Here is a 25,496-nt window from a genome sequence, read left to right on the forward strand (position 1 = left end):
GAACAGCTGACCACCAGCAGAACACGAACACGCCGCTGGCCGGCACCCCTGAACAGGGGGTGCCGGCCAGCGGTGTCTGGGGGCACATGGCAAGTGACGTGGGCCACAGACGTGCGGTCCTCGCCCCGAATTGACATGCTTCGCGGCATTGATCGGTACACCGGCGACAGATCTCGATCAGTAAGGTTTTGCGGTCGTCAATCCACGGGGGATTCACATGTCCGCACGCCTCACCGCCCGGCTCGCCCTGGGCACCGTCGTCCTCGCCACCGGCATCGCCGCACTGCCGGCCCCTGCCGCCGCCGCGCCGGATCCCGCCACGCTCGCCGCCGTCACCGAGCGCGACCCGGCCACCGGCAACAACATCAAGTACCCGGTCAAGCCCGGTGACGTGGTGCCGGCCTCCCTCGGCGTGACGAACCTGGGCGACGCGCCGGTCAAGGGCGTCGTCGTGCAGGTGCGAGCGTTCGACGACCTGGACCTCCTCACCACGTACGACAACTGCTGGTACACGGTCGACAGCAACCTCGACATCGCCTGGTGCGAGTTCGACGACGAGCTCGCGGCGCACGCCACGCTGGCGCCAGCCGGGGACCTCATCGTGACGAAGCCGGACGCCCGGCCGGACAAGGTCACCACCGTCGTCTTCCGCTGGGCCAGCAAAAAGTGGGCCGACGAGCTGGGCGGCGTACAGCAGCTCGCGAAGAACGACGGCAACGGCACGGAGCCGGTACGCGGCAGCGGCGCCACGCTGACCCTCACGCCCCGTGAACTGTCGCTGTCGAGCACGCCGCGGCCGATCAACTTCGTGTACGCCAGCCTGGTCACCCCGACCAGCGGCCCGACCGCGACCCCGAGCCCGACCACCAGCGCCACTCCCAGCGTGAGCGCGAGCCCGACGGCCGGCCTGCCCAGCGCGAGCCCGTCCGCTCCGGGCGCGGCCGGTGGCGACGGCGGGGGGCTGCCGGTGACCGGCTCGAAGACCGCCACCATGGTGAGCGCCGGTGTCGTCCTGCTGCTGCTCGGCGGCGCCGGATACCTGGTGGCCCGCCGGCGCCGTACCCGGTTCGTCGCGTAACGCCCGTCGCGACAGCGCCCCGGTCCCGCGTGGACCGGGGCGCTTCGCGTTGGGGCCTTGGCGGAAGACCGCCGACTAGGCAGGACGGAGCACCAGAGTCCACGTCGTCGTGGTCGTGCTGGCCGCCGCCCCCAGCGCGGACAACCCGCCGTAGCTGCCGGTCGGCACCGTGCCTCCCGAGTCGGCCAGCAGCACGGTCACCCGGCCCCCGCCGGTCTGCGAGCTGTTGCTGCGCACCTGGACGCCGGGCGGCGGGGCCAGCGTGGTGGAGGCCGCGTCCCCGTGCAGCCAGTACGACACGGCCCAGCTCTGCCCCGCCGCCACCGGGGCGTACGGGGTGATCCTTGTGGCGGTGCTGGCCGGGTCGGTGGCCCGGGCGAAGACCGGTGCCACCGCCTCCGCTCCCCGGTACGCGGCCACCACGAGGTTGCCCTTCGACTGGGCGTCGAGGTCGACCCGTACGGTCGATCCGGCGTCGCCGGCCGCCGCGACCTTCCACCAGGCCGTGGTGGTGGCGAAGCCCCCGTCGAGCCGGTCGAGCCGGGTCCAGCCGGTGACCCCGGTCGGCTGGCCCGTGCCGGCGTGCGTGTTCTGGCTGAGGAACAGCAGCAGGGTGTCGCCGGGCTGCACGGTGGACGGCACCACCACGGTGTGGCTGGTCCAGTTGGCGTTCGCGGTGGCCTGCCCGACGAAGGCGATCCGCTCGGCGGCCGGTGCGACGGTGACCTGGACGGTGGTGCTGCCGGTGGCACCGGCGTCGTCGGTGACGGTGAGCGTGACCGGGTAGGTGCCGGCCGCCGCGTACGTGTGCGAGGTGGTGGCGACGGAGACGGTGTCCGCGCCGGATCCGTCACCGAAGTCCCAGGTGTGGTTCTGGATCGCGCCGTCCGCGTCGGTGGAACCGGCGCCGGAGAACGTGCAGACCAGCCCGGAGCAGGACGGGACGAGCCGGGCGACGGGCGGCTGGTTGGCGCCGCCCGAGCCCTTCAGGATCTTGATGTAGTCGATGTCGCCGGCGAAGTAGTCGCAGGTGACCTTCACGCCGTCACAGGAACTCTTACCGCCGATGGAGAGCTGCCAGTTGTTGGCGATGGTGCCGGTCGGCCCGGTCAGCCGGCTCGTCCGCACGCCGTCGACGTACATCTCCACATAGCTCGCGGTGCGGTTGCAGGTGACCGTGTGCCACTGCCCGTCGGAGATTCGCACGTCGCTGTAGCCGGAACGCGAGGCACCGTCGCCGCCCCGGAACAGGCACGTCGGCTTGCCGCCCGGCGCCTCGAACTTCCAGTAGCCGCCGGCCGTCGCACCCTGCCCCTTCTGCAGGATGTTGCCGAAGGAGTACGTCGTGCGGTAGCGGATGGTGAACGAGAAGTCCCCGGCGTCGGGGTTGAGGTCGGGGCTGTGCGGCACCAGGTCGACGTGATCCGGGACGTACTCCTGGTCGCTCGGCAGATGGGTGGCGTACCGGTGGCCGGTCGCCCCCGCGTACAGCGCGCCCGTGACCACCTCGGCGCCGACGGTGCCGTTGCGGCCGTTGCCGCTGCTGTCCGTGAGCACAGTCGACCCGGCCGGCTCGTCCATGCTCCAGAACGCCACCGTCCGGGTGGCGGTGGCCTGGGCGGGCGAGGTGACCAGCACGACCCCCGCCGCGGCGAGCACGGCGGCAACACCGAGCCGGCCGATCAGACGCCTACCGCGTGGTCCGATGCCTGACCGCATCCGATCGCCTCCTGTAGATCCAGTGAATCCTCACACCCTGTCATGGACGGTCACGGGCCAGCCATGGCCCGTTGGGTGGGACCCCGCGGTGCCGTCGACGGCGCGAAGTGACTGATGTGCCGGCGCCGGGGACCCGATCGTGGTGGCGGCGTCGAGCCTGCTTCGAGGACCGGTTGCTTCAGTCGACGGTCGGGGCGACCACGAACAACGTTCATCGACAACGGCGGAGGTCGGAATTGACCGGAGGACGGAGCACGAAAACGAGGAACGTGGCGGCCCGCGTCGGCGGGTGGAGCGCCCGTCACCGCTGGTGGGCGATCCTGATCTGGCTGGGGTTCGTGGTGCTCGCCACCGTTGTCGGCAACGCGGTCGGCACCACCCCGATGAAGAGCTACGAGGGGCAGAACGGCGACTCGCGGCGGGCCCAGCAGATCATCGACGAGGCCGGCTTCCCCGACGTGGCCGGCGAGATGGTGCTGGTCCAGTCCCGGGACGGACGGATCACGGTGGACAGCCCGGAGTTCCGCCAGGCGGTGCAGGACGTCCGGAGCGCGGTCGAGGCCACCGGCCAGGTGGAGCACCTGCGCACACCGTACGACCCGGCCGCCCCGGCGCCGCGAACCGGTGACGGCACGACCGCGTTGGTGCTGTTCGACCTGACCGGCGCCGGCGACACCGCCGACGAGCGGGTCCAGCCGGTCCTCGACGCGGTGGCCGGCGTGCAGGCCCGGCATCCGGACCTGCGGCTCGAGCAGGCGGGTGCGGCCAGCATCCAGCGGCTGGCCGGCGTGGCGGTCAACGAGGACTTCCAGCGGGCCGAGGCGCTGTCGCTGCCGATCACCGCGATCATCCTGCTGATCGCCTTCGGCACCCTGTTGCCCACGCTCATCCCGCTCGGGGTGTCGATGACCGCGTTCTTCGCCGCCACCGGACTGCTCGCCCTGGCCAGCAAGCTGCTGCACGTGGCCGACACCACCACCAACCTGATGCTGCTCATCGGGCTGGCCGTGGGGGTGGACTACTCTCTGTTCTACGTCCGCCGCGAACGGGAGGAGCGGGCCAGGGGCCGGTCCAAGCAGCGGGCCCTGGAGATCGCCGCAGCCACCTCCGGCCGGGCGGTACTGATCTCCGGCGTCACCGTGATCGTGGCGATGGCCGGCATGTTCCTCACCGACCACGGCGTGTTCATGGGCTTCGCCCAGGGCACCATCCTGGTCGTCCTGACCGCCATGGTGGCCTCGGTGACCGTGCTGCCGGCGACACTCGCGGTCTTCGGCGACGCCGTCGACGCACGGATCATCCACGGAATCGTCCGGGTGGTCACCCGCGGCCGGGTCACCTGGCCACGGCGGCTGGGCGGCCGGGCCGGTGGCGGTCGGGTGTGGAACGTCGTCCTCACCGGTGTGCTGCGCCGCCCGTGGCTCTCCACCGTGCTGGCCGTGAGCGCACTCGTCGCGCTGGCGGTGCCCGCCCTCGGCATGCGGCTCGGCCAGCCCGGCATCGACGACCTGCAGGGCGACTACCCGATCGCGGCCACCTTCAAGGCGATCGACAAGGCGTTCCCGGGCGGCAACGAACCGGCCACCGTCGCGATCAAGGCGCCGGACGTGTCCAGCCCCGCGATGCAGGAGGCGATCGGGCGACTCAAGGAGCGGGCGCTGGCCACCGGCGTGGCGCACGAGCCGGTCAGCGTCCAGGTGAACCCGGCGCGGACGGTGGCCACCATCTCCCTCAGCATCGGCTACGGCGACGACGGCCGGAAGGCGGTCGAGACGCTCCGGGAGACGATCGTCCCGGAGACCGTGGGCGCGCAGCCGGACACGCGGGCGTACGTCACCGGCGCCGTGGCCGCCACCGTCGACTTCAACCGGCAGATGTCCCGTACCGCGCCGCTGGTCCTCGCGTTCGTGCTGCTGTTGGCGTTCGTCCTGCTGCTGAGCAGCTTCCGGTCGCTCCTGGTGGCGATCCAGGCGGTCGTGCTCAACCTGCTCTCGGTGGCCGCCGCCTACGGTGTGCTGGTGCTGGTGTTCCAGGACGGGCACGGCGCGGACCTGCTCGGCTTCACACCGGGGGCGATCGTCAACTGGCTGCCGCTGTTCCTCTTCGTCATCCTGTTCGGACTGTCGATGGACTACCAGGTCTTCATCCTCAGCCGGATCCGCGAGGCGTACGACGGTGGGATGCCCACGGAGCGCGCGGTCACCCACGGCATCAAGTCCTCGGCCGGCGTGGTGACCAGCGCCGCGCTGATCATGGTGGCGGTGTTCGCGGTGTTCGGCACCATGTCGCTGCTCAGCTTCAAGCAGATGGGCGTGGGCCTGGCCGTGGCCATCCTGATCGACGCCACCGTCGTGCGCGCCGTCCTGCTGCCGGCCACCATGAAGCTCTTCGGCGACCGGGCCTGGTACCTGCCGAGCTGGCTCAACTGGCTGCCCGCGCTGTCGCACGGCGAAATGGCCGAGGAGACGGAGGAGCAGCCGGCGCGTGCGCGAGCCCGTCCCGGTGAGCTAGGGCGTGCGAAGCGCCCCGCGCCGCAGCGGCAGCGCGGGGCGCTTCGGGTTGCCCGGGTAGGTGGCGGTGATCACGACGAGTTCTACACACCGTTCTTCAGAGGGCGGCCTCGGCGGGTGTGCGTCGGGCCGGGCCGGCGCTCGCGTACGCGATGAGGCCGCTGCCTGCGAGCACCGCGGCCGTCACCGCCGCCGGCGTGCTGTCCGCTGCCTGGGACTGCCAGGTCAGGATCTCTCCGAGCAGGTGGCCGGCTGCCGGATAGACCGCCGCGGCGAGGGTCCAGCCCAGCGGCACGAACCAGGCCCGGCCCGCCCCGAGCAGCGGCGCGCTCAGCGCGGCCAGACCGAGCAGGCCGGCAGCGTCCCGGATCACCGGCCCGGCCGGCCCGAAGCTGATCCCGGTGAGGTGGGTCAGGAACGGCAGGCCAGCCACGACGGCCAGCGCAGCGAGCAGGTGGCTGACCCGGCGTGGCGGCCACGGCCGCGCGGCGGTGCGGTCCAGCTCCTCGTCGGGCCCGCTCAGGGTGGCGGTGAGCACCACGACCAGCAGGAGGACGGTGAGCACGACCATCTTGACGCCCGGGCCGCCGTCGCTGACGGCCGATCCGAGCACCCACATCACCACCATGCCTCCGACGGCCGTGGCCAGGGCCACCGGTACCCGGCGTGACCGCAGGTAGAGCGTCAGCCACCTCATTTGCCGCTCAGCATCTCGTCGAGGTCGGCGCACCTCAGGGCGCCCTCGCGGACTGCCGTCACCCGGGCCAGCGCATCCGCCTCGGGCAGTTCCCGCAGGCTCCGCCACAGTTGGCCGACGTGGTCGTTCCACTCACCGTCGTCGTCGAAGCCGGGCTCCGCCGGTGGTTCGGTGCCGACCAGCCAGTACGTGGCCGCCCGCAGGGCCGACCAGCTCAGCCCGTCGGGGCATCGGCCCTGGTTGCCCAGCACCCGCGTCACGGTCTGCGGCACGAGGTCGGCTGGGGAGGCGAGGTGACCGCGGTCATCGACCGTGATGGTCATCAGCGCGATCCCGGCCGGGTCCGGTCGGGGCTCGGGCAGGTCGCGACCCCAGGTCGTGGTGTCCTCGTGTGCCTCGGCCGGCGGCCGGGGCAACCTCGCGAGCAGTGCGAGCGCCTGCCGCGCCCGGGGCGTGACCTCGGGCAGCAGGGTGGAGTGGACCCGGGCGACGCAGACCTTCGGGGCGTCCGTGGTGCAGACGAGTTCCTGTGCGACGCGGTCGATCGCGCGTGGAAGGTAGCGGTCGTGCGGCATCACCGCGATCGCCACGGCCACGCCGAGCGCTACCGGCAGCAGCGACGCCGCCCGGGCCCGACGGCTCTGCGCCACGTGCAGGACATACCCGCCAACGACGAGGGCCACCAGCCACACCGCCTGAGCCGCACTGAGCCGGCCGGACACCGTCTCGTAGTCGCTGTACTGGCTCATCCCGTACATCGGAGAGAACAGCGCGCCCAGCCACTCCTGGCCATGGGCAATTCCGGGGAAGCCCATCAGCCAGCCGAGGCCGGCGAGGGCGAGCACTGGTCCGGCGGCGACCGACGGCCACAGACGCCCGGCCGCAAGGCCCAGCCAGGCCGCCGCGACCACGGCGAGGACGCCGACGGCCACCACGGCGAACGCCGCCGCCGGGAGGTAGCGGGCGGTGCCGGCGATCCGGGGCGCGGCCACCGCTAGGACCGCCAGGTAGCCGCCGGCCACCGCGATGCCAAGCGCGCCGAGGATCGGCATGACCTGCTGTGGGCGTGGCCGGGGGGTGCTACGAACGAGTTCGGCCAGGCCGTTCCGGCTTTCCCGGCGCCCCTGCCAGGCCCCGGCCGCCAGTGCCAGGGGGAGTATCAGCACCAGGTATTCCCGCTCGATCATGGCCAGTGCCATCCAACTGGACGACCAGCGCTGCGGGGCGGCATAGCACATGATCCCGCCGGTGAGCAGTAGGACCAGGGCAGCTCCGAGGGCAGCGGAGCGGCGCAGTTCGATGCGTAGCATGCGGCTCATCGGCCGGCCTCCGCCCGGTGGCGGCGCAGCAGGGCGGAATAGCCCCGCTCGGCCGGGCTGTCCCCGGCCTCGCCGGAACCGCCTGCGGCGATCAGCGAGTCGGTCGTACCCCTGTGCACCAGCCGGCCGTCATTGACCAGGACGACGTCGGTGCATGCGGCTACCACGTCCTCGACCAGATGGGTGGAGACCAGGACGCAGCTGTCGACACCAAGGTCGCGCAGCAGTTCGCGGAACTCCAGGCGCTGCTCGGGGTCGAGGCCGACGGTGGGCTCGTCGAGCAGCAGCAGTTCCGGGTCGTTCACGATCGCCTGGGCGATGCCGGCCCGACGAAGCATGCCGCCGGAGAGCGTCTTCATCCTCGCGTCGGCCCTGGCCGAGAGCCCAACCCGGTCGACCGCCCGCTGCACCGCGGCCGGCACCGCGGACTTCGGCATCTCCTTGAGCCAGGCCATGTATTCCACGAACTCGCGCACGGTGAACCGTGGGTAGAAGCCGAACTGCTGCGGCAGGTAGCCCAGGCCGCGGCGCACCCGCCGCAGGTCGGCGCGACCGTTGACGGCCACGCCGAGCAGAGTCAACGTGCCGCCGACCGGCTCGACCACGGTAGCCAGCGCGCGCATCAGCGTGCTCTTACCGGCACCGTTGGGCCCGAGCAGCGCGTGCACACCGGTGCCGAGAGCCAGGTCGAGGCCGTCAACGGCCAGGTGGGGGCCGGCCTTCACCCGCAGGCTGTCGGCGTGCACGGCCCAGGGATGGCTGGTGGGGGCCGTCTCAGCCGCGCTCACCGTACGCATGGAATGCCTTTCGTAGCAGGGAGTGGAAGCTCATCGGTGGCTGGTCAGCCGACGGAAGTCGCCCGCGCGACTCATCGCGACACCGACCAGCACCACAGCGGTCAGCGCCCAGAGGACGGCGCTGCCGGGCCGCAGCACGACCGGCAGGTCCTCAGTGATCACAGTGGGCACGACCACGGCCAGTGCCCAGAGCGTGCCGAGGCCGACCGCGGCGCGCGGCACGCCGATCAACGCGCCGAGCGCGATGGTGCCGGCGGTGAACGCCAGGCACGGCAGCAACATCAGTGCCAGCGACGTTCTGGTGCCGGTACCGAGCAGGGCGAGCGCCGGAACGATCACGGCGAGCACCACCAGGGTGCGCCGCAGCAACATGGTCAGGCCAGCCGCAGGGGTGCTGGCGATCAGTTCGCCAGCCGGGTCGAGGCGGCGGCTCCAGGCGGCCGCCACCCCGGGCAGCGGCGCTACCGGGGCAAGCAGCAACACCAGCGACGGCAGCTCGGGCAGCAGCCGGTTCAGCCCAAGCGCGCAGAGCAGCACCGCAACGGTCATGGTGACCCAGGGCAACAGGGCGGCGACCAGCCAGCGACGCCGCGGCGCAAGCCAGCGGCGGGTGCGGCGGGCCGGGGCGGGCCCGGCGGCGATCTCCCGGTCGAGCCCGGCGGAGACCCGGTCAAGCAGGGCGAGCGTGTCGGCGGCTGCGCTGCCGGCCAGCCGCGCCCGGCACTCCGCGCAGTCCTCGAGGTGGACCTCGATCGACCAGACGGTGGCCTCGTCGAGGCCACGGCCGCCACCGGCATACTCGGCGATTGCTGCGAGACTGGGGTGTGTGGTCATGACAGCGCCTCCCGCAGGGCGATCCGGGCCCGCCGCGCGCGGGACCTCACCGTGTTCTCCGGCACGTTGAGTAGCACCGCTGTCTCGCGAGAGGTGAGTCCGTCGAGCACCATGGCACGCAGCACCTCGCGCATCTCGGGCGGCAGTGCCAGCAGCGCCCGCTCGAGGTCTTGGCCGACCCGGCCGGCCATCACCTCGTCCTCGGCGGCCGGCGCAACCGTCTCGGCGAGCGGCACCGCCGACACCTGCGCCTGCCGGGCCCGCCGCCGGAACGCGTCGACCAGTCGGTTGGCGGCGATCGTCCAGAGCCAGCCGACGGCGGTGCCCGAGGTCGCCGCACCGGCGAAGCTCCCGGCCGAGCGCCAGACCGCAAGATAGGTTTCCTGCATCACGTCGGCGACCACATCCTCGTCTGAGCACCGGCGACGCAGCCGCACGGCAAGCCACGGCGACGTACGCCGATACAACTCGTCGAAGGCCCGCCGGTCACCCGTGGCCGTACGGCGCACGAGTTCCGCCTCGTCGAGCGCGTCCACCTTTCGTCTCATGTCAGGCAAGACGACCTCTCCCGTCCGGCCCGGTGCACATCGGCAAGTGACCCGCGTCACGGTCGCGCCGTAGGTCCTGAGCCGACCTGCTACCAAGGCGCGAGCGTGGCTTTCGTCCACCACCACGCAGCGGAACCACCACAGGGCTGAATGCGAGGCGGCTCGTTACCGGAATCCCGGCAACGAGCCACATGACCTGCTGATATAGGTGGTGGGCGATACTGGGTTTGAACCAGTGACCTCTTCCGTGTCAAGGAAGCGCGCTCCCACTGCGCCAATCGCCCGAGCGCTCGCCGGTCAGAACACCGGCGACAGTCGACCCCGCAAGGGGCGGATCGCGAGCGGACGACGGGATTCGAACCCGCGACCCTCACCTTGGCAAGGTGATGCGCTACCAGCTGCGCTACGTCCGCATTGTCGCCGGCTCTCGTCGGCGACGGGTAGGACTCTACCCGATGACAAGATCGCCGTGCCGGAGGCCCCACCCGCCCGCCGGGCCGCGCCGCCGCGCCCGGTGATTGCGCTGGTCGCCGTCGGGGTACTGACTGCACTCGACAGCACAACCCGTCCCCCGAAGGAGGCTGTCGTGGGAATCGGTACCAGCATCTTCCTGATCGCCGTCGGCGCGATCCTCACCTTCGCGCTGGACGCCAACATCGGCGGGGTCAGCCTGGACGTCGTCGGCTGGATCCTGATGGCGGCCGGCGTGCTCGGCCTGATCATGACCACGCTGGTGTGGGGCCGCCGGCGGGAGGTGGTCACCACCGCCGAGCCGGTGGAGTACCGGCGGGTCGAGGAGCGCCGGGACGCCGCCCCGCCGCTGTGACCGTCCCGGAGACCGATGGAGCTGATCGGTCCCGGGAGCTGAGACACGCGTACGGGGGTGCCGGGCGCGCTGGCCGACGCCCCCGTACGCGTGCCCCGTCAGCCGCGCATCAGCTCGTTGAGCGTGCCGTAGTCGAGGGCGTCGGCGAGGCCCCCGTACGTCCCGGCGGCGAACGCCTCCTCGGCCGCCCGGCGGGCCACCGCGTACGCGGCCTGCGCGACCGAGGAGCCGAGACTGACCCGGGCCACCCCCAGCTTCGCCAGTTCGGGCACCGCCGGGGCGCCCGGCCCGGCCATCACGTTCAGCGGGGCAGGAATGGCCGCCACCAGGGCGGCAATCGTCGCCGGGTCGACCGCGCCCGGCACGAACACGCCGTCGGCGCCGGCGTCGAGGTAGGCCCTGGCCCGGGCCACCGTCTCCGGGACGCCTCCGGCGCCGCGCAGGAGGGTGTCGATGCGCGCGTTGACGTACAACGGGACCCCGGCGCGGTCTGCGGCGGACCGGACGGCGGCCAGCCGGGCGCACTGCTCGTCGACCGGGCGCAGCGGCACGGCCCCGTCGTGCCGGGCGTCCTCGACGTTGACGCCGACCGCGCCCGCCGCGAGCACCGCCTCGACGGTCGCGGCGACCTCGTCGACGGTGTCGCCGTACCCGGACTCGATGTCGGCGGTGACCGGCAGCGACACCGCCGCGGTGATCCGGCGGACCAGGTCGACGGCGGTGTCCCGGCCGAGTGCGTCGCCGTCCGGGGTGCCGAGGCTCCAGGCGACGCCGGCGCTGGTGGTGGCGACCGCACGGGCGCCGGCGGAGGCGACGATCCGGGCGCTCGCGGCGTCCCAGGCGTTCACCAGGACCAGCGGCTCGCCGGGGACGTGCAGGGAACGGAAGTGCAGGGCTCGGGTGTGGTGATCGTTCACCAGGCCAGTCTCGGTCCGCGCCGTCGGCCGACGTAATGTTTCAGTCCCAGCTGAAACAACGGAGGGCGGCGTGGTCGCGATCGGCCTGTCGGCGGGTGCCGTGGCGCGGGTCCGGTTCGCGCTCTCCTGCCTCTGGGAGGCGGTCGCCAGCGTGCGGGTCCTCCGCGATCCCGGCCAGCACGCGATCCACCTGCCCTGGGTGAACCGGGTCCGCCCGCGGCTGGCCGAGGCGAACCTGATCGGCCCGGACCGGGGCCTGCTCTGGCACCTCGTCCCGCCCGCGCCCGGGTACCTGGCCGACTTCCTCACCCCGCCACCCGCAGGGCTGGCGCCCGACCTGGGACAGGACCTGGCCGCGCTGCGCGCCACCCCACCCGCGACCGTCCGGGCTCACCTGGACCTCTATCCCGGGCCCCGGCCACCGGCCCTGGCCGCCCTCTACGCCGACCCCGAGGACGGGCTGCACCGGCTCGCCGAGGAGATCGAGGCGTACTGGCGGCTGGCCCTGGCCGGCGAGTGGCCACGGATCCGGGCCCTGCTCGAGGCGGAGGTGTTCCGGCGGGCCCGGCGGCTGGCCGAGGACGGCGCGGCGGGGCTCCTCAACGACCTGCACGAGCGGGTCCGCTGGGAGGGCGACGCCCTGCTGATCAACCAGCGGCACTGCACTGCCCCGGACGTGCCCGACGGCACCGGCCTGGTCCTGGTGCCCTCGGTCTTCGCCTGGCCGTCCGTGCTCAGCATCTCGGCCGGGGACGTGCCGCAGCTGGCGTACCCGGCGCGGGGCCTCGGCGGGCTCTGGGCCTGCCCGCCGGACGCGCCGGACGCGTTGGGCGCCGTGCTCGGCCGGGGGCGGGCGCGGCTGCTCGCGGCGCTGGACGCGCCCCGGTCAACCACCGAGCTGGCCCGGCGCACCGGCCTGTCCCCGGCGGGCGTGTCGCAGCACCTCACCGCGCTGCGGGCGGCGGGGCTGGTGGTGACGCACCGGCAGGGCCGGTCGCTGTTGAGCAGCCGGACGGCGGTGGCGGAGGCGCTGCTCACCGCAGCGGCGTGAGGGTGGCGGAAACAGAAAGGCTCGTCACCGATATCCGGTGACGAGCCCTCTGACCATCCAAGTGGTGGGCGATACTGGGTTTGAACCAGTGACCTCTTCCGTGTCAAGGAAGCGCGCTCCCACTGCGCCAATCGCCCTCGTCTACTGCCGAGGTGGAGACGGGATTTGAACCCGTGTACACGGCTTTGCAGGCCGTTGCCTCGCCTCTCGGCCACTCCACCGAGGTTGCCCCCGACATGCGTGGCGGCATCTCCGAGCGGACGACGGGATTCGAACCCGCGACCCTCACCTTGGCAAGGTGATGCGCTACCAGCTGCGCTACGTCCGCATGCCCCCGGTGTTTCCCGGTGACGGATGAGAACTTTAGCCGAGCCCCGGAACGGTTGCCAAATCGGGGTGTCGTTTCGGGCGCGTCCGGGTGACGACGCGCCCTTCGTCCTGAGCTTCCTAGGAGCCCGGGTGGTCTCCGAGGGCCGGGCGGGAAGGTGAACGCCGACACGCCGGGCGGGAACTGTCCGGGTTCCGACCGACACCCACCCGACCGGCCGCATCGGTGACGCCCCGTGGTCACATCGATGGGCTACGGTAGCGGCGTGACGAGACGCGCCGCCGAAATCCGCCTGGATGCCCTGCTTCGCACGGCCTGTGACGTGATCGCGGAACGCGGACTCGCCAACACCCGCACCGCCGACGTGGCGGAGGCCGCCGGGGTCAGCCAGGCCCTGGTCTTCTACCACTTCGCCACCAAGGACCGGCTGCTCGCGCAGGCGTTCGCGTACGCCGTCGAGCAGGACCTGACCCGGCTCGACGCGGTGGTCCGCTCCTCCGCCCCACCGCTGGCCAAGCTGCGCCGGATGCTGCGCCTGTACGCCCCGACCGGCCGGTCGACCTCCTGGTCCATCTGGATCGACGGCTGGGCGGAGTCGCTGCGCACCCCGGAGCTGGAAAAGCTCTCCCGCCGGCTCGACCTGCGGTGGCGCCAGGACCTCGCCAAGGTGATCTCCGACGGGGTGGCCGACGGCACCTTCGACTGCCCCGATCCGGCGGGCGCGGCGTGGCGGATCAGCGCCGTGATGGACGGCCTCGCGGTGCAGCTCGCGGTGCACGAGCGGGTGATCACCCGGCGGCAGATCGCCGAGTGGATCCGCCTCGTCGCCGCCCGCGAGCTGGGCCTGGAACCGGGCCAGCTCGACTGAGCCCCGACCACGACACGCCGGGTATGACAGGCGGGCGCGCCGGGTACGGCAGGCGGGCGCGCCGCAGGCAACCGGCGCCGGGCGGTACGACAGAATCACCCGGTGCCCGACCTGTCCGCGGCCTTCGTCCGGCTGCACGCCCGGCTCACCCCCGTCGCCTTCGTGCCCGAGGTGCGGCTGCACCAGGCCGACGAGCCGATCGGCCTCTGGGAGCTGACGGAGGGCGAGTTCCGCAGCGCCCAACCGCCGCCGTTCTGGGCCTTCGCCTGGGCCGGCGGGCAGGCGCTCGCCCGCTACGTCACCGACCATTCCGAGCTGGTCGCCGGGCGGCGGGCGCTCGATCTCGCGTCCGGCTCCGGCCTGGTGGCCATCGCCGCCGCCCGCGCCGGCGCCGCCGCCGTCCGGGCCGTGGAGGTGGACGAGCGGGCGGTCGCGGCCGTCGCGCTCAACGCCGAGGCCAACGGGGTACGCGTCGACGCCGAACTCGGCGACATCCTCGACGGGGACGCCGGGGACGCCGAGGTGGTGCTGGCCGGGGACGTCTTCTACAGCGAGGCGATGGCCCGGCGGATGCTGCGGTTCCTGCTCCGGGCCGCCCGGTCCGGGGCCCGGGTGCTGGTCGGCGACCCCGGCCGCGCCTTCCTGCCCCGCGAACGGTTCCACGAGCTGGCCACCTACGACGTGCCGGTGCCCGAGGCGCTGGAGAGCGTACGGGTGAAGCGCACCACCGTGTGGGAGCTGGACCCGGCTCCGCCGGGAGCCGCCCGCTAGCGTGTCGGCGTGCTGTTCCGGGGCTGGGGAAAGTCCGTCGACGGTCCGTGGCCCGACGTGGCGAGAGTGGTCGACCACGTCGGCGTGGAGCACCTGGTGGTGACCCGGCACGCCCTGGTCCGGCGGCTGCTCACCGATCCGGAGACGTTTCGGCCGGACAATGCCCTCGACGCGGTGACCCCCATCCCGGTGTCCGCCCTGCGGCTGCTCGCCGGTCACCGGTTCCGACTGCCCCCGACCCTGGCCAACAACTCGGCCGCCAGCCACCCCGAGATCCGCGGCATCGTCGCCGACGCGCTGCACCCCGCCCGGGTGGCCGCGCAGCAGCCCTGGCTGGCCGGCCTGGTCCGGCAGCGGGTGGCCCGGCTCGCCGCCGCCCTCGACGCCGGCGAGTCGGTCGACCTGTACGCCGAACTCGCCGCCGACCTGCCGCTGCTGGTGCTGGCCCGGCTGGTCGAGCTGCCGGACGCCCCGGTCGGCGCGGTCAAGGACTTCGCCCGGGCCGCGCTGGAGCTGTTCTGGGCGCCGCTCGACGAGGCGCGGCAGCTCGCCCTCGCCACCGAGGTCGGCCGGTTCCACACCACACTGCGCGCGTTCGCCGCCACCGGCGGCGGGCTGGCCGCCCGGCTGCGCGACGCCGGGCACTCCCCCGACGTGGTCGTCGGGGCGCTCTTCTTCCTGCTGGTCGCCGGGCAGGAGACCACCTCGCAGTTCCTCACCCTCCTGCTGCACCGGCTGGCCGGTGAACCGTCGGTACGGGCCGGGCTGCGCGCGGGCGAGATCCCGGTCGCCGACGTGGTCGAGGAGGGGCTGCGGCTGGAGCCGCCGATCGTCACCTGGCGGCGGATGGCGGCGGTGGACACCACGCTGGGCGGCACCCCCGTCGCGGCGGGCACCAGCATCGTGGCCTGGCTGGCCCGGGCCGGCCGGGACCCGGAACTGGTCGCCGCGCCGGGCGAGTTCCGTCCGGGGCAGCGCGGCTCCCGCCGGCACCTGGCCTTCGGGGCCGGACCGCACCGCTGCGTGGGGGCGCAGCTGGCCCGGATGGAGGCGGCGGTGGTGGTCGCCGAGGCGGCGTCGCTGCTCGACGGCGTGACCGTGGTCCGCCCGCCGTGGTGCCCGGACAACCTCACCTTCCGGATGCCGGACGCGTTCGTGGTGCGCCGGCCCTGACGGCGACCTGCCGACGGCGGTGGCGCCGCCCCACCGACCCGGCCTGCTCGCGATGGCCCGCAGCAACGGCATCCCGACCCGGCGGGTGGCCGAGGTGCTCGACCTGGTCGGCCTGGACGGACGCGCCGCCGACAAGCCGGGACGGGCGCCCCGCCCGCCACCAGCGCAGTCTCACGGCGGCCACGCTACCGACGGGCGGCCGGGCCGGGCACCGACGAAAGTCAGGTGCTCAGCTGGCGTCCTCGGCCCAGACCCGCCAGTCGTCCAGCACCCCGTACAGGGCCGGGGTGAGCCAGCCCGGGGCGGACCGGCGGAACACCCCGGGGTCCATCGCGCCGGCGCCCATCGGCACCGCGCCCAGCAGGTTCGGCACCAGCTCGGACAGGTTGAGCCAGTGCACCAGCTCCGGCTCGGCCGGCCAGGCACCGATCACCACGCCGGCCGGGACCGCCCGGCGCTCCAGCGCCTCGAGGGTGAGGGCGGTGTGGTTCAGCGTGCCGAGCCCGGCGCGGGCCACCACCACGGCCGGCGCCCCCAGCGACACCGCCAGGTCGGCCACCGTCCAGGGCTCCCCCGACGGCCGCAGCCCCATCGGTACGAGCAGCCCGCCGGCCCCCTCCACGAGCACCAGGTCGTGCTTGTCCGTCTCCTCGCGGATCGCGTCGACGGCGGTGTAGAGCTCCAGCGGCGGCAGCTCGGCGACCCGGGCCGCGGCCAGCGGGGCGAGCGGGTCCGGGTAGCTGGCCAGGGTCCGGCCGGTGAGCGGGGCGGCCAGCCGGGTCACCGCGTCCACGTCGCCGGGGTCGCCGGTGGCCGTACCGGTCTGGCCGGGCTTGACCACCGCGACCCGCAGGCCGGCGGCCTGGGCGGCGGCGGCGATGGCCGCGGTCACCACCGTCTTGCCCACCTCGGTGTCCGTCCCGGTCACCAGCACCGCCCCGGTCCAGCCACCCGTCATGGGGCACACTCCACAATTTCGTCGAGGGCTCGTTCGAAGTCCGCTCGGGCCACCCCGGCACTGATGGTCAACCGGAGCCGGGAGCGGCTGTCCGGGGTCGACGGCGGCCGGAAGCAGCCCACCGCGACGCCCCGCTCCCGGCACGCGGCCGCCCACGCGGTCGCCGCCTCCGGACCGGGCGCGGTCACCGACACCACCGCCGCATCGGGCACCGAGACGTCCAGCCCGGCCCCGCCCAGCCGGCGCACCGCGAGCGCGGCCCGCTCGGCCAGCTCGGCGCGGAGCCCGTCGCCGGCCCGGGCCAGCCCGACCGCCGCCCGGACCCCGGCGGCGACCGCCGGGGGCAGCGCGGTGTCGAAGATGAACGTCCGGCCGGTCTCCACCAGGTGTCGGACGAACTCCGCCGGCCCGGCCACCACGCCGCCGGCTCCGCCGAGCGCCTTGGAGAGCGTGGCGGTCACCACCACGTCCGGCTCGCCGGCCAGCCCCGCCGCGGCGACCCCGCCGGCCCCGGCCGGACCGGTGACGCCGAGCGCGTGCGCGTCGTCGACCAGCAGCAGCGCGCCGTGCCGACGAGCCACCGCGTGCAGCGCGGCCAGCGGGGCGAGGTCGCCGTCGACGGAGAAGACCGACTCGGTGACCACCACCGCGGGCCGCCCCGGGGCGGCGGCGAGCGCGGTGGCCACCGCGTCGACGTCGGCGTGTGGGACCACCACGGTCTCCGCGCCGGAGATCCGGCAGCCGTCGATCAGCGAGGCGTGGTTGTGCGCGTCGGAGACGAGCAGGGTACGCGGCCGCACCAGGCCCCGGACGGCCGCGAGGTTGGCCAGGTAGCCGGAGGAGAAGACCAGCGCCCGGTCGGTGCCGAGCCAGCCGGCGAGGGCGTCCTCCAGCGCGTGGTGGACGTCGGTCGAGCCGCGCACCAGCCGCGACCCGGTGGCACCCAGCCCGTACGCGGACAAGGCCCGGGCCGCCGCGGCGGTGACCTCCGGGTGGGTGGCCAGGCCGAGGTAGTCGTTGCCGGCCAGGTCGACGACGGCGTCGCCGGCGGCGCGCGGACGCAGCGTACGGGTGAGGCCCGCGCGGGCCCGCAGTTCGGCGCGGCGGTCCAGGGCCGCCAGCCAGTCCGCCACCGTCACGTCCCTTCCCGCCGATCGTCGCCCCTCGGGCGCTTCCGCCGGGCGAAGTTACCATCCGGCCGGCCGACCTCGACGGATCCTGTCCGGGTTGACCTAAACCTCGGTTGAACTTGGATGCTGCGCGGATGAGGGATCTCATGCGCCGGGTGACCGTCCTGATACGCCGCGGAGTCGCGGTTGCCGTGTTGCTCGCCGCCGCCGACCCGAGCCTGCCACCGTCAGTCCGGCTACAGCTGCTCGACGCGCTGGCCGGCCCGGACGCGGAGCCGATTTCTCCCCGCCGACCGGGCTTGTAGGGTACGAGCCATGCCAGAGATCCTCGACCAGGCCCGGACCCAGGTGCTGGAGAACGGCGTCGGCCTCGACGAGGCCGGCGTCCTCGCCGTGCTGAACCTGCCCGACGAGCACCTGCCCGCCGCCCTCCAGCTCGCCCACGAGGTACGGATGCGCTGGTGCGGCCCGGAGGTCGAGGTCGAGGGCATCATCTCGCTGAAGACCGGCGGCTGCCCCGAGGACTGCCACTTCTGCTCGCAGTCCGGCCTGTTCACCTCGCCGGTCCGGTCGGTCTGGCTGGACATTCCCGCGCTGGTCGAGGCGGCGAAGCAGACCGCCGCCACCGGGGCGACGGAGTTCTGCATCGTGGCCGCCGTACGCGGCCCGGACGCCCGGCTGATGAAGCAGATGCGCGAGGGCGTGGCCGCCATCAAGGCGGAGGTCGACATCCAGGTCGCCGCCTCGCTGGGCATGCTCACCCAGGAGCAGGTCGACGAGCTGGTCGACATGGGCGTGCACCGCTACAACCACAACCTGGAGACCTGCCGCTCCTACTTCCCGAACGTGGTCACCACGCACTCCTGGGAGGAGCGCTGGGAGACCCTGACGATGGTCCGCGAGTCCGGCATGGAGGTCTGCTGCGGCGGCATCCTCGGCCTGGGCGAGTCGGTGGAGCAGCGCGCCGAGTTCGCCGCGCAGCTCGCCGAGCTGGACCCGCACGAGGTCCCGCTCAACTTCCTCAACCCCCGCCCGGGCACGCCACTCGGCGACCGCCCGGTGGTCGAGGGCAAGGACGCGCTGCGCGCCATCGCCGCGTTCCGGCTGGCCATGCCGCGCACCATCCTCCGGTACGCGGGCGGTCGGGAGATCACGCTCGGTGACCTGGGCACGCGGGACGGGCTGCTCGGCGGGATCAACGCCGTCATCGTCGGCAACTACCTGACCACGCTGGGCCGGCCGGCGACCGACGACCTGAAGCTGCTGGACGACCTGAAGATGCCGATGAAGGCGCTGTCGGCGACCCTGTGAGGCAGAGCGACCCGGTGAGGCAGAGGTGACGGTGACCGAGGTGTGGTGCGACCGCTGCGGTGAATCCGAGGCGACGGGCGCCCACGAGGCGTGCGCGGCGGCACGGGCGCTGGAGCCGCCGCGCTACTGCGCCCGCTGCCGGCGGCGGATGAAGGTGCAGGTCGTGCCGACCGGCTGGTCGGCGGTCTGCGTCGAGCACGGCGAGATCCGGGGCTGACCGTGCTGCGCGGACGGGCGGTGACGCTGCGACCGGCGACGGACGAGGACGTGCCCACCCTCGCCGCGATCCGGGCCACCCCCGAGGTCCGGCATTGGTGGCGCGGCGGCGACGACCTGGCCGCGGAGATCCGCGCCGACCTGGCCGACGACGAGCTGAGCGTCTACGCGATCGAGCACGACGGCCGGGTGGTCGGCGCGATCCAGTGGTCCGCCGAGACCGACCCCGACTACCGCCACGCCAGCCTGGACCTCTTCCTCGACCCGGCGGTACGCGGCGCCGGGCTCGGCGGGGACGCCATCCGCACCATGGTCCGACACCTCATCGACGAGCACGGCCACCACCGGTTCACCATCGACCCCGCGGCGGCGAACACCGCGGCGATCCGCGCGTACGCGAAGGTGGGCTTCCGCCCGGTGGGCATCATGCGCCGCTACGAGCGCGGCGCGGACGGCCCCTGGCACGACGGCCTGCTGATGGACCTCCTCGCCGACGAACTGGTCGACTGAGTCAGCGGTCCCAGATCAGGTGACCGTCGGGGAGACGGCGGGCACCCTCGGCGGGCCGGTGCGGGCTGAGCCGGCCGTCCGGCAGAAGGTGACGTACCGGCACGCCACGACCGAGCACCGCCACGTCGGCGATCAACCGGCGGTGGCAGCGCCACCACACGCTCTCGCTGCACATCACCACCGTGGTCCGGCGCGCCGCGTCGGCGAGCACCGCGTCCAGCGCCGCGTCGAAGTCCGGGGTACGGGTGTACGCGGCGTACGCCCGGAACGCGGCGACCGTCCACCAGGTGTCCGGCTCCGGCTCACCGGCCGGGACGTACCGGCGGCCGCCGAGGCGCGACTCCCAGCGGTAGTCGATGCCCCGCTCCGGCAGCCAGCTCTCGAGTGCCTCCCGCCGCACGTCCGGGTTGCTCCGGCTGGCCGGGTACCGCCGCACGTCCACCACCAGCGCCACCCCGGCACCGGCCAGCAACTCCCCCAGCCGCCCCCGATCGGCGGCCCCGTGCCCCACGGTCAGCAACACGCAGACAGCATGCCCCGAATCGGCGGCGCTCAGCGCCGGCTCGGCCCAGGTCCGTCACCGGGTCGCGGGGGCCACGGCGGGTCCGGTGGGCTGCCCCGCGACGTCTCAGCCACCGGGCGAGCACCGCGGCGACCACGGTGCGCCGCCAGCCGGGCCCGGCCCGACTGGTGAGCCATCGATCACCTTGAGGCTCGCCGGTCCTACGACATCGCCGCATCCGGTACTGTGGGTACGACTCAGGTTACCGGGGGTGGCGACGTTGACTGAGAGAGTGGATCGAGGCGCGAATCGGGCGCTCGCGTGCGGCTCGAACTGGCGCGCTCGCGCCGGCGACCCTGGTTCCATATGGACGGACGCCAGCTTCGAGTCGCTCGCCCCGCCGGGGGCGTCCGCACATCGACATCTGGTTGGCACCGACCAGACTGCTGCGCTGCGCATCTGAACCGTGGCCGTCGTGCCGTGCACGAGCAGGATCCGGTCGGAAATGCCTGGGTGGAAGTCCCTGTCGACACCGTGCTGACGGCTGGCGGCCGGGGTGTCCAGGCCGTCGCGCCGGCCGAACGCGCCGCCGGGGGTCGAACGTTATCCACTCCCGTCACGGCCGGCAGAAAAACTGGGGCGTGCGGCGCCTGGCCGGGTGCCGTGGCGACGCCTGTCCGTCCACGCCGCGAACAGTATGGATGCTCTCGACGTGCTCGAACACCTTTTCGCTTCCGGCCCTGGGCCACCTCAAGCGGCTACCTCACTTTGAATGCGGACTCCGTCGATCTGAAAATCCAACTTTCGCGATAGAGAGCGTCAATGACACCGACAACATCACGGTGGCGGTTTGCCGTGCGTTCGATCCCAGCTATTTTCCGTGGCGCCGTCGGGCTGGTGTGCGCTGCTGTTCCGCCGGTGAGGGTGCCGGACGGCAGGGTGGAGGCGGAGGTCCACCCTGAGTCGGGCCCCACGTGGCCGCCGCTCCGGCAGGTTGTCGAAGAGGGGTACCGGTGGTGATATCCGTGGGCGAAGGTACGACCAAGCCCGGAAAGACGGAGAAGCCCGTACGTGTCCTCGTGGCCGCCGGCAACGAGGTGCTCCGGGCCGGCATCGCCGCCCTGATCGGACAGCGCCCCGGCTTCGCGGTGTCGGAGACGTCGGTAGATCCGGTCGCCCTCGTGAAGGAGGCGCAGGCCAGGCAACCGGACGTACTTCTGGTGGACGTCGAGATGGCCGGCAGCCTGCGTGAGATCCTCCGCGCACGCCGCAGCAGCGGCGGCACGGTCACCAACGTTGCGGTGGTGGCGCTGTCGGCTGACGACCCGCCGGACCTGGACGTCCTACGGGAACTCGTCCAGTGCGGCGTCGAGGGAATCGTGACCGCCAACGATCAGGCCACGCAGTTGAGCGGCGCCATGCAGGCCGTGCGCCGCGGGCGGCGGTGGCTCAGTCCCACGATCGGTAGTTACCTCCTCGATGCCCTCAGGCGCTCCGGACCGGCTTCGTCGTCCCGCCCGGGCGCGGCCCCTGGGATGGACCTGACGCCGCGGGAGCGCGCCGTGCTGGCACTCGTCGCGGATGGGCTGACGGTCGGCCAGATCGCCAAGCGGCTGCACCGCAGCGAGAGCGCGATCAAGTACCACCTCTCCAACATGAGCGCTCGCTATCAGGCGAGCAACCGTGCTCACCTGGTGTACCTGGCCGTTCGGGCGGGGGAGCTTCCGGTCGACTGACGGAATGGCCAGTTAATGGCTGAGCTGAACGGCTCGGGACAGACTGTCGCCAATACGGTTTCCTGATTTCGGCCACTACGGCGACCTTCCGTCGGGGTGGTGCGGTTCCGGGGAACGCCCCCGGCCTGTTCGACGAAATGGGGAGATCGGTGAACCGAACGACCAAGGCAGCGCTTGCCGGAGTAGCTCTTTCCGCGGCCCTGATGGGCGCGGTCGCCGGGCCGGCGGCGGCCTGGGTGAGTGTGGGAGCGAAGACGCAGTACCCCTCGGAGGGCGGCACCTGGGAGTACGGTTTCTGGGACGTCAAGCTCCGTTCCTACTACACCGTCAACAAGTGCCACGGGTCGACGGTGGTGAAGTACATCGACGGCAAGGAGACCAACCGGTCGCGGAGCATCGACACCGTCTCCGGCAAGAAGTCCATCGCCGAGATCAGCACCGTCAACTCGGCCGGCCTTGAGGCCAGCTACTACTACCGCACCTGCTGACCCTGCTCCACCACCTGTGGCTCGGTGACCATCGGTCGCCGAGCCACAGGCGTGTCATCCGGCTACTTCTCGACGAGGTGCACCGGAACACCGAACCCGTCGCGGCGCGCGAGCAGACTGCCGATCGCCTCACGCTCCGGCTTCGATCCGTACGTCACCTGGATCAGCGCACGGTCCTGGCCCTTGGGGCACGGCGAGCCCACCTCAACCGAGATTCCCCCGCCCAGCGCCTCGATGTCGGCGGCAAGGGTCTCGTTCTTGCTCAACGCCGCGCGGGCCTCGGCTGCGGTCGGCAGTTCCTCGCAGGGCGGGTGGGTGTCGGTCGACATCGGCAACACACCGCCGAGAACCGCGGCCGCGCCCGCGCCGATGGCAACCACCGCCACCGCGCCGACCGCAATCTTCGTTACCAGTGACATGGCAGGCCCTTCCGCCCTAGTTGGACTGAATGACGGGTTGCGCAACAGCTCGTCCGCTCTTGATCTCGTGGCGTACCCCGCATGCCTCGATCATTTCCGGGTCGTGCGTGGACACGACGACCGTGCATCCGTCGGCGGCGAACTCCTCGAACAGAGCGATGACCTTCCGCCGGTTAGCGGCGTCGAGCGACGCGGTGGGCTCGTCGACGAACACGACCGCAGCTCGCTTGTAGATGGCGCGGGCCAGCGCGAGCCGCTGCTTCTCACCGCCACTGAGGTGGCTGGCCACCTCGTCCTGCCGGCCCGCCAGCCCGGTCTGATCGAGAACCTGCGCCAGCCGCTTCCGGTCGCCGGTGGCCCACTTGCCCAGCGGGCTCGACTGCATCGTGACGTTGAAGGCGACCGACTCCTCGTCCATGATCCCGTAGTCCTGCAGCACGAACGCCGCATGCTCACGCCAGAACCGGCGCCGCGCCGCCGAGCCCCATTTCGTGACGTCCTTCCCATCGATCAGGATGCGGCCCCGATCGATCGGGAGCAGCAGCCCGAGGCAGTGCAGCAGGGTGGTCTTCCCGGACCCGCTCGGGCCGACCAGGGCGCTCATCGTCCCGGGCTCGCAGCGTACGGACTCGCCGTCGAGCACCGGCCGCTTACCGATCGCCACGGAAACGCTCTCGGCCTCAATCAGCATTGGAACTCCCATCAGATTCGACGCCTGCTGACGCCGGAGAAACACCAGTTCGCCGCCCACAGATGGCTCAGCGGAACAACGAACATCCCGAACAGCGCGGCCACCAGCAGAGCCCCGACGGCGTCGGGCCTCTGAAAGAGCGCCACCAGGGACACGAGCGCCGCGCCGACCAGCAACTCCTTGGACACCCGGCTCTGCAGGATCCGCGCCCACGACCGGCCGGACAGCCGCAACGGAAAATCGCGCTTCGCGTGGAGCAGGGCGGTGATCAGCGCGCTGATCGCGGCCGCGACCGCGAACGCGACGACCAGGGCGGCCAGCGCGAGATTCATCAGCCAGACCACGTACGCCATGAACTGCGCCCGCAGAATTCCTTCCTCCGCGACGTAGACGACACTCAGATCACCCTTGATCCCCTGGTCGCTCAAGGCCCCGGCGGACAGGCCGTTGCGCTCGAGCAACGCCTGCGTCGCCGCCACGCCGGTGAACAGGACATTCCTCGTCGAGACCATCGACGTCAGGTTCCGATCATTGATCGTCGAGTGCAGGGAGGGCATGACGGCAACGAGGACGTCGTCCGGGAACCGCAGACTCCCGCCGCCGCCACCCTGGGCCACCGGCATCCGGAAACCGCCGGCGGGCCGCAGGTATCCGAACCCCGACAGGATCTCTCCGCCGGAACGTCGGCTTCTCGACAACAGGGAGAAGGTCTCGCCGAACTCCCGGGAGAGCATGCTGCTCACCCGCTCGTACGGCACCGGCGTGAGCGCGCCCGGGGGGGCGTTCGTGGTCATCAGATCGAGCCATCGCTGGTTCACGAAGGTGACCGCTGAGTAGTCACCGAGATCGCCATCCCATGTCTCGTCGGAGAAGGTGTACGAGTAGGCGATCGTTCCGGCCGATTCGCCGTCCTTGACCAGGTTGCCGATCCGCGGTTCGAGACTGGTCATCTCTTCGTCGCTCACCCCGAACTGGACCGCGACCTGGTCCGCGAGGTTCTTCCACTGAGCCATCTCGGCGGCCGTGGCGGACGAGCTGCGATACGCCGACCAAGCCGGCCCGGCTGCCCCCACCACCAGCAGGAACGTCAGCGCCTGGACGACCACGGCCGCCGAGCGAAGGCTCTTCACCGCGGGCTGCCGGGTGGCGAGCATGGTGGCACTCGGCCAAGCGGAGGCCGACATGGCCAGGGCAACGAGCAGCGACACGGCGATGACCGCGACCTCCACGCCGGCCAGCGCCTTGACGAAGACGCCGACGTACAGCCGGCCACGGGAAAGGCCCACGTAGGCGGCGGCCGCGAGGGTGACAACGGCCGCCGGGACGAGCAGTGCGGCCGCGAACCCGCCCAGGTCCTGCGCCTGGATGCGCAACGTGGGGCAGCCGCCGAGCACTCGGAGCGCACGGCTACGCGCCTTCATCGACAGCCAGAACAGCGCCAGTGCCGCGATGAGGGCGAATGCGGCCAGGACGGCTGCCGCGAAGCCGCCCTCCCGCATGGCGAACCGGAGACTGTCGGTCACCGAGGCGTCGGTGCGGGTCACCCGTACGCCCGCGCTGCTCAGCCGGCTCGCCAATTCGCCCAGCCGGGCTGTGTCCCCGGTGACCAGATAGGAGCCGTCGGGCGACGAATTGGCCAGCCGTTCCCTGCCGACGACTCTTCCCGCACCGGTGCCGCTGAACCAGCGGAACGTTGCCGGCAGGCTCCCGTCGTTGAGGGCCACGAAGACCCGCTCGTCGCTGTCGCCGGCCAGGTCCGGCGCGATCCTCACCAGGCCCAGGTTCCAGTCGGCATCCATCTGCGTCAGCGCCGCGAACGCCTCCCGGTCGCTGAACTGCGACTCGCCGAAGTCCAGGCCCAGCCTGCTCTGCGCCCCCATGGCCTGGGGAAAGTCCCGGTCGTGCAGATCGGTGACGATCACCGCCACCAGAGCCAGCAGGAAGAACAACGCCCCTGCGACCGCCATTACCACGCGCCTGTACAACGACCCTCCCGGGCGATCTTTGGACATCGCGGCGAAGGTGATGCCACCCGCCGTATCCAAACCAACCACGTGGGGCGCGCCGGAACATCGGGCCGTGGGCGGCTTTGGGGGTCG

At 72.4% G+C, this 25,496-nt stretch carries 26 protein-coding genes and 5 tRNA genes; 13 read left to right on the forward strand and 18 right to left on the reverse strand.

From position 1 onward, the window contains the following. Nucleotides 1-217: 217 nt before the first annotated feature. Nucleotides 218-1,078, forward strand: a complete 861-nt coding sequence (locus ABZ570_RS23605) for an LPXTG cell wall anchor domain-containing protein (protein ID WP_358067459.1) — start codon at nucleotides 218-220, stop codon at nucleotides 1,076-1,078. 75 nt (nucleotides 1,079-1,153) lie between these two features. Here the strand turns inward: ABZ570_RS23605 and ABZ570_RS23610 are convergent, their stop codons facing one another. Beyond that, the gene (locus ABZ570_RS23610) at nucleotides 1,154-2,797 is read right to left on the reverse strand and encodes a PKD domain-containing protein (protein WP_358067462.1); all 1,644 of its coding nucleotides are present in this window, start codon (nucleotides 2,795-2,797) and stop codon (nucleotides 1,154-1,156) included. Between the two features lie 269 nt (nucleotides 2,798-3,066). Between ABZ570_RS23610 and ABZ570_RS23615 the strand changes: the two genes are divergently transcribed. After that, nucleotides 3,067-5,463 (forward strand): MMPL family transporter, encoded by a 2,397-nt coding sequence (locus ABZ570_RS23615; RefSeq protein WP_358067465.1) that lies wholly within the window; start codon nucleotides 3,067-3,069, stop codon nucleotides 5,461-5,463. On the opposite strand, the gene ABZ570_RS23620 is transcribed toward ABZ570_RS23615, so the two are convergent. From ABZ570_RS23620 to ABZ570_RS23650, 7 genes are all read right to left on the reverse strand, one after another. Next, nucleotides 5,405-6,004: a hypothetical protein gene (locus ABZ570_RS23620; RefSeq protein ID WP_358067468.1), complete on the reverse strand. Its 600-nt coding sequence runs from the start codon at nucleotides 6,002-6,004 to the stop codon at nucleotides 5,405-5,407. The two genes, ABZ570_RS23615 and ABZ570_RS23620, sit on opposite strands and share 59 nt — an antisense overlap. Further along, nucleotides 6,001-7,323: a hypothetical protein gene (locus tag ABZ570_RS23625; protein ID WP_358067471.1), complete on the reverse strand. Its 1,323-nt coding sequence runs from the start codon at nucleotides 7,321-7,323 to the stop codon at nucleotides 6,001-6,003. The genes ABZ570_RS23620 and ABZ570_RS23625 overlap by 4 nt, the downstream gene beginning before the upstream one ends. Next, nucleotides 7,320-8,120: an ATP-binding cassette domain-containing protein gene (locus ABZ570_RS23630; RefSeq protein ID WP_358067474.1), complete on the reverse strand. Its 801-nt coding sequence runs from the start codon at nucleotides 8,118-8,120 to the stop codon at nucleotides 7,320-7,322. The genes ABZ570_RS23625 and ABZ570_RS23630 overlap by 4 nt, the downstream gene beginning before the upstream one ends. Before the next feature lie 30 nt (nucleotides 8,121-8,150). Next, nucleotides 8,151-8,954, reverse strand: a complete 804-nt coding sequence (locus ABZ570_RS23635) for a hypothetical protein (protein ID WP_358067477.1) — start codon at nucleotides 8,952-8,954, stop codon at nucleotides 8,151-8,153. Then, nucleotides 8,951-9,502, reverse strand: coding sequence for an RNA polymerase sigma factor (locus ABZ570_RS23640; protein ID WP_358067480.1), 552 nt, complete (start codon nucleotides 9,500-9,502; stop codon nucleotides 8,951-8,953). Before ABZ570_RS23640 ends, ABZ570_RS23635 begins: the two co-directional genes overlap by 4 nt. Before the next feature lie 209 nt (nucleotides 9,503-9,711). After that, nucleotides 9,712-9,786: transfer RNA gene (locus ABZ570_RS23645), tRNA-Val, on the reverse strand. 56 nt (nucleotides 9,787-9,842) lie between these two features. Then, nucleotides 9,843-9,915, reverse strand: a tRNA-Gly gene (locus tag ABZ570_RS23650). A gap of 173 nt (nucleotides 9,916-10,088) precedes the next feature. On the opposite strand from ABZ570_RS23650, the gene ABZ570_RS23655 reads away from it, so the two are divergent. Beyond that, on the forward strand, nucleotides 10,089-10,328 hold the full coding sequence (locus ABZ570_RS23655; protein WP_358067483.1) for a DUF6458 family protein: 240 nt from the start codon (nucleotides 10,089-10,091) through the stop codon (nucleotides 10,326-10,328). 98 nt (nucleotides 10,329-10,426) lie between these two features. Here the strand turns inward: ABZ570_RS23655 and ABZ570_RS23660 are convergent, their stop codons facing one another. Beyond that, nucleotides 10,427-11,245 (reverse strand): isocitrate lyase/phosphoenolpyruvate mutase family protein, encoded by an 819-nt coding sequence (locus ABZ570_RS23660; RefSeq protein WP_358067486.1) that lies wholly within the window; start codon nucleotides 11,243-11,245, stop codon nucleotides 10,427-10,429. Between the two features lie 70 nt (nucleotides 11,246-11,315). Here ABZ570_RS23660 and ABZ570_RS23665 point away from each other — a divergent pair, with 70 nt between their 5' ends. Next, nucleotides 11,316-12,296, forward strand: coding sequence for a helix-turn-helix domain-containing protein (locus ABZ570_RS23665; RefSeq protein ID WP_358067489.1), 981 nt, complete (start codon nucleotides 11,316-11,318; stop codon nucleotides 12,294-12,296). Between the two features lie 62 nt (nucleotides 12,297-12,358). On the opposite strand, the gene ABZ570_RS23670 is transcribed toward ABZ570_RS23665, so the two are convergent. From ABZ570_RS23670 to ABZ570_RS23680, 3 genes are all read right to left on the reverse strand, one after another. Beyond that, nucleotides 12,359-12,433, reverse strand: a tRNA-Val gene (locus ABZ570_RS23670). Nucleotides 12,434-12,446: 13 nt separating this feature from the next. After that, nucleotides 12,447-12,517 (reverse strand) — tRNA-Cys (locus ABZ570_RS23675). A 34-nt stretch (nucleotides 12,518-12,551) separates the two neighbouring features. After that, a tRNA-Gly gene (locus tag ABZ570_RS23680) sits at nucleotides 12,552-12,624 on the reverse strand. Nucleotides 12,625-12,889: 265 nt separating this feature from the next. Between ABZ570_RS23680 and ABZ570_RS23685 the strand changes: the two genes are divergently transcribed. From ABZ570_RS23685 to ABZ570_RS23695, 3 genes are all read left to right on the forward strand, one after another. After that, nucleotides 12,890-13,492: a TetR/AcrR family transcriptional regulator gene (locus ABZ570_RS23685; RefSeq protein ID WP_358067492.1), complete on the forward strand. Its 603-nt coding sequence runs from the start codon at nucleotides 12,890-12,892 to the stop codon at nucleotides 13,490-13,492. 102 nt (nucleotides 13,493-13,594) lie between these two features. Next, nucleotides 13,595-14,263: a 50S ribosomal protein L11 methyltransferase gene (locus ABZ570_RS23690; RefSeq protein WP_358067496.1), complete on the forward strand. Its 669-nt coding sequence runs from the start codon at nucleotides 13,595-13,597 to the stop codon at nucleotides 14,261-14,263. Nucleotides 14,264-14,272: 9 nt separating this feature from the next. Further along, nucleotides 14,273-15,436: a cytochrome P450 gene (locus ABZ570_RS23695; protein WP_358067499.1), complete on the forward strand. Its 1,164-nt coding sequence runs from the start codon at nucleotides 14,273-14,275 to the stop codon at nucleotides 15,434-15,436. Between the two features lie 229 nt (nucleotides 15,437-15,665). Here the strand turns inward: ABZ570_RS23695 and bioD are convergent, their stop codons facing one another. Together bioD and ABZ570_RS23705 are read right to left on the reverse strand one after the other, a co-directional pair. Beyond that, nucleotides 15,666-16,394 (reverse strand): dethiobiotin synthase, encoded by a 729-nt coding sequence (gene bioD, locus ABZ570_RS23700; protein ID WP_358067502.1) that lies wholly within the window; start codon nucleotides 16,392-16,394, stop codon nucleotides 15,666-15,668. Then, complete coding sequence (locus tag ABZ570_RS23705) at nucleotides 16,391-17,527, reverse strand: 8-amino-7-oxononanoate synthase (RefSeq protein WP_358067505.1); 1,137 nt, start codon at nucleotides 17,525-17,527, stop codon at nucleotides 16,391-16,393. Before ABZ570_RS23705 ends, bioD begins: the two co-directional genes overlap by 4 nt. 131 nt (nucleotides 17,528-17,658) lie before the next feature. Here ABZ570_RS23705 and ABZ570_RS23710 point away from each other — a divergent pair, with 131 nt between their 5' ends. Genes ABZ570_RS23710 through ABZ570_RS23725 form a run of 4 tightly spaced genes read left to right on the forward strand, consistent with a single transcriptional unit; the run spans nucleotide 17,659 to nucleotide 19,561 of the window. Beyond that, nucleotides 17,659-17,829 carry a hypothetical protein gene (locus tag ABZ570_RS23710; RefSeq protein WP_358067508.1) on the forward strand — a complete coding sequence of 57 codons (171 nt, stop codon included), beginning with the start codon at nucleotides 17,659-17,661 and terminating at the stop codon, nucleotides 17,827-17,829. Between the two features lie 10 nt (nucleotides 17,830-17,839). After that, nucleotides 17,840-18,835 carry a biotin synthase BioB gene (gene bioB / locus ABZ570_RS23715; RefSeq protein WP_358067511.1) on the forward strand — a complete coding sequence of 332 codons (996 nt, stop codon included), beginning with the start codon at nucleotides 17,840-17,842 and terminating at the stop codon, nucleotides 18,833-18,835. Nucleotides 18,836-18,860: 25 nt separating this feature from the next. After that, on the forward strand, nucleotides 18,861-19,052 hold the full coding sequence (locus tag ABZ570_RS23720) for a hypothetical protein (RefSeq protein ID WP_358067514.1): 192 nt from the start codon (nucleotides 18,861-18,863) through the stop codon (nucleotides 19,050-19,052). Nucleotides 19,053-19,054: 2 nt separating this feature from the next. Beyond that, complete coding sequence (locus ABZ570_RS23725; protein WP_358067517.1) at nucleotides 19,055-19,561, forward strand: GNAT family protein; 507 nt, start codon at nucleotides 19,055-19,057, stop codon at nucleotides 19,559-19,561. A 1-nt stretch (nucleotide 19,562) separates the two neighbouring features. Here the strand turns inward: ABZ570_RS23725 and ABZ570_RS23730 are convergent, their stop codons facing one another. Beyond that, the gene (locus ABZ570_RS23730; RefSeq protein ID WP_358067520.1) at nucleotides 19,563-20,084 is read right to left on the reverse strand and encodes a DUF488 domain-containing protein; all 522 of its coding nucleotides are present in this window, start codon (nucleotides 20,082-20,084) and stop codon (nucleotides 19,563-19,565) included. Between the two features lie 1,058 nt (nucleotides 20,085-21,142). Here ABZ570_RS23730 and ABZ570_RS23735 point away from each other — a divergent pair. Further along, on the forward strand, nucleotides 21,143-21,799 hold the full coding sequence (locus ABZ570_RS23735; RefSeq protein WP_358067523.1) for a response regulator transcription factor: 657 nt from the start codon (nucleotides 21,143-21,145) through the stop codon (nucleotides 21,797-21,799). Nucleotides 21,800-21,948: 149 nt separating this feature from the next. Continuing rightward, the gene (locus tag ABZ570_RS23740; protein WP_358067526.1) at nucleotides 21,949-22,287 is read left to right on the forward strand and encodes a lactococcin 972 family bacteriocin; all 339 of its coding nucleotides are present in this window, start codon (nucleotides 21,949-21,951) and stop codon (nucleotides 22,285-22,287) included. Nucleotides 22,288-22,349: 62 nt separating this feature from the next. On the opposite strand, the gene ABZ570_RS23745 is transcribed toward ABZ570_RS23740, so the two are convergent. The 3 genes from ABZ570_RS23745 to ABZ570_RS23755 are packed head-to-tail and all read right to left on the reverse strand — an operon-like array spanning nucleotide 22,350 to nucleotide 25,409. Next, nucleotides 22,350-22,706: a hypothetical protein gene (locus ABZ570_RS23745; RefSeq protein WP_358067529.1), complete on the reverse strand. Its 357-nt coding sequence runs from the start codon at nucleotides 22,704-22,706 to the stop codon at nucleotides 22,350-22,352. A gap of 16 nt (nucleotides 22,707-22,722) precedes the next feature. Then, a complete protein-coding gene (locus tag ABZ570_RS23750; protein WP_358067531.1) occupies nucleotides 22,723-23,457 on the reverse strand; it encodes an ATP-binding cassette domain-containing protein in 735 nt (244 codons plus the stop codon). After that, the gene (locus ABZ570_RS23755; protein ID WP_358067564.1) at nucleotides 23,409-25,409 is read right to left on the reverse strand and encodes a hypothetical protein; all 2,001 of its coding nucleotides are present in this window, start codon (nucleotides 25,407-25,409) and stop codon (nucleotides 23,409-23,411) included. Before ABZ570_RS23755 ends, ABZ570_RS23750 begins: the two co-directional genes overlap by 49 nt. Nucleotides 25,410-25,496: the final 87 nt, after the last annotated feature.

It is taken from the genome of Micromonospora sp. NPDC007271 (genome assembly GCF_040634005.1).
Lineage (GTDB): Bacteria > Actinomycetota > Actinomycetes > Mycobacteriales > Micromonosporaceae > Micromonospora.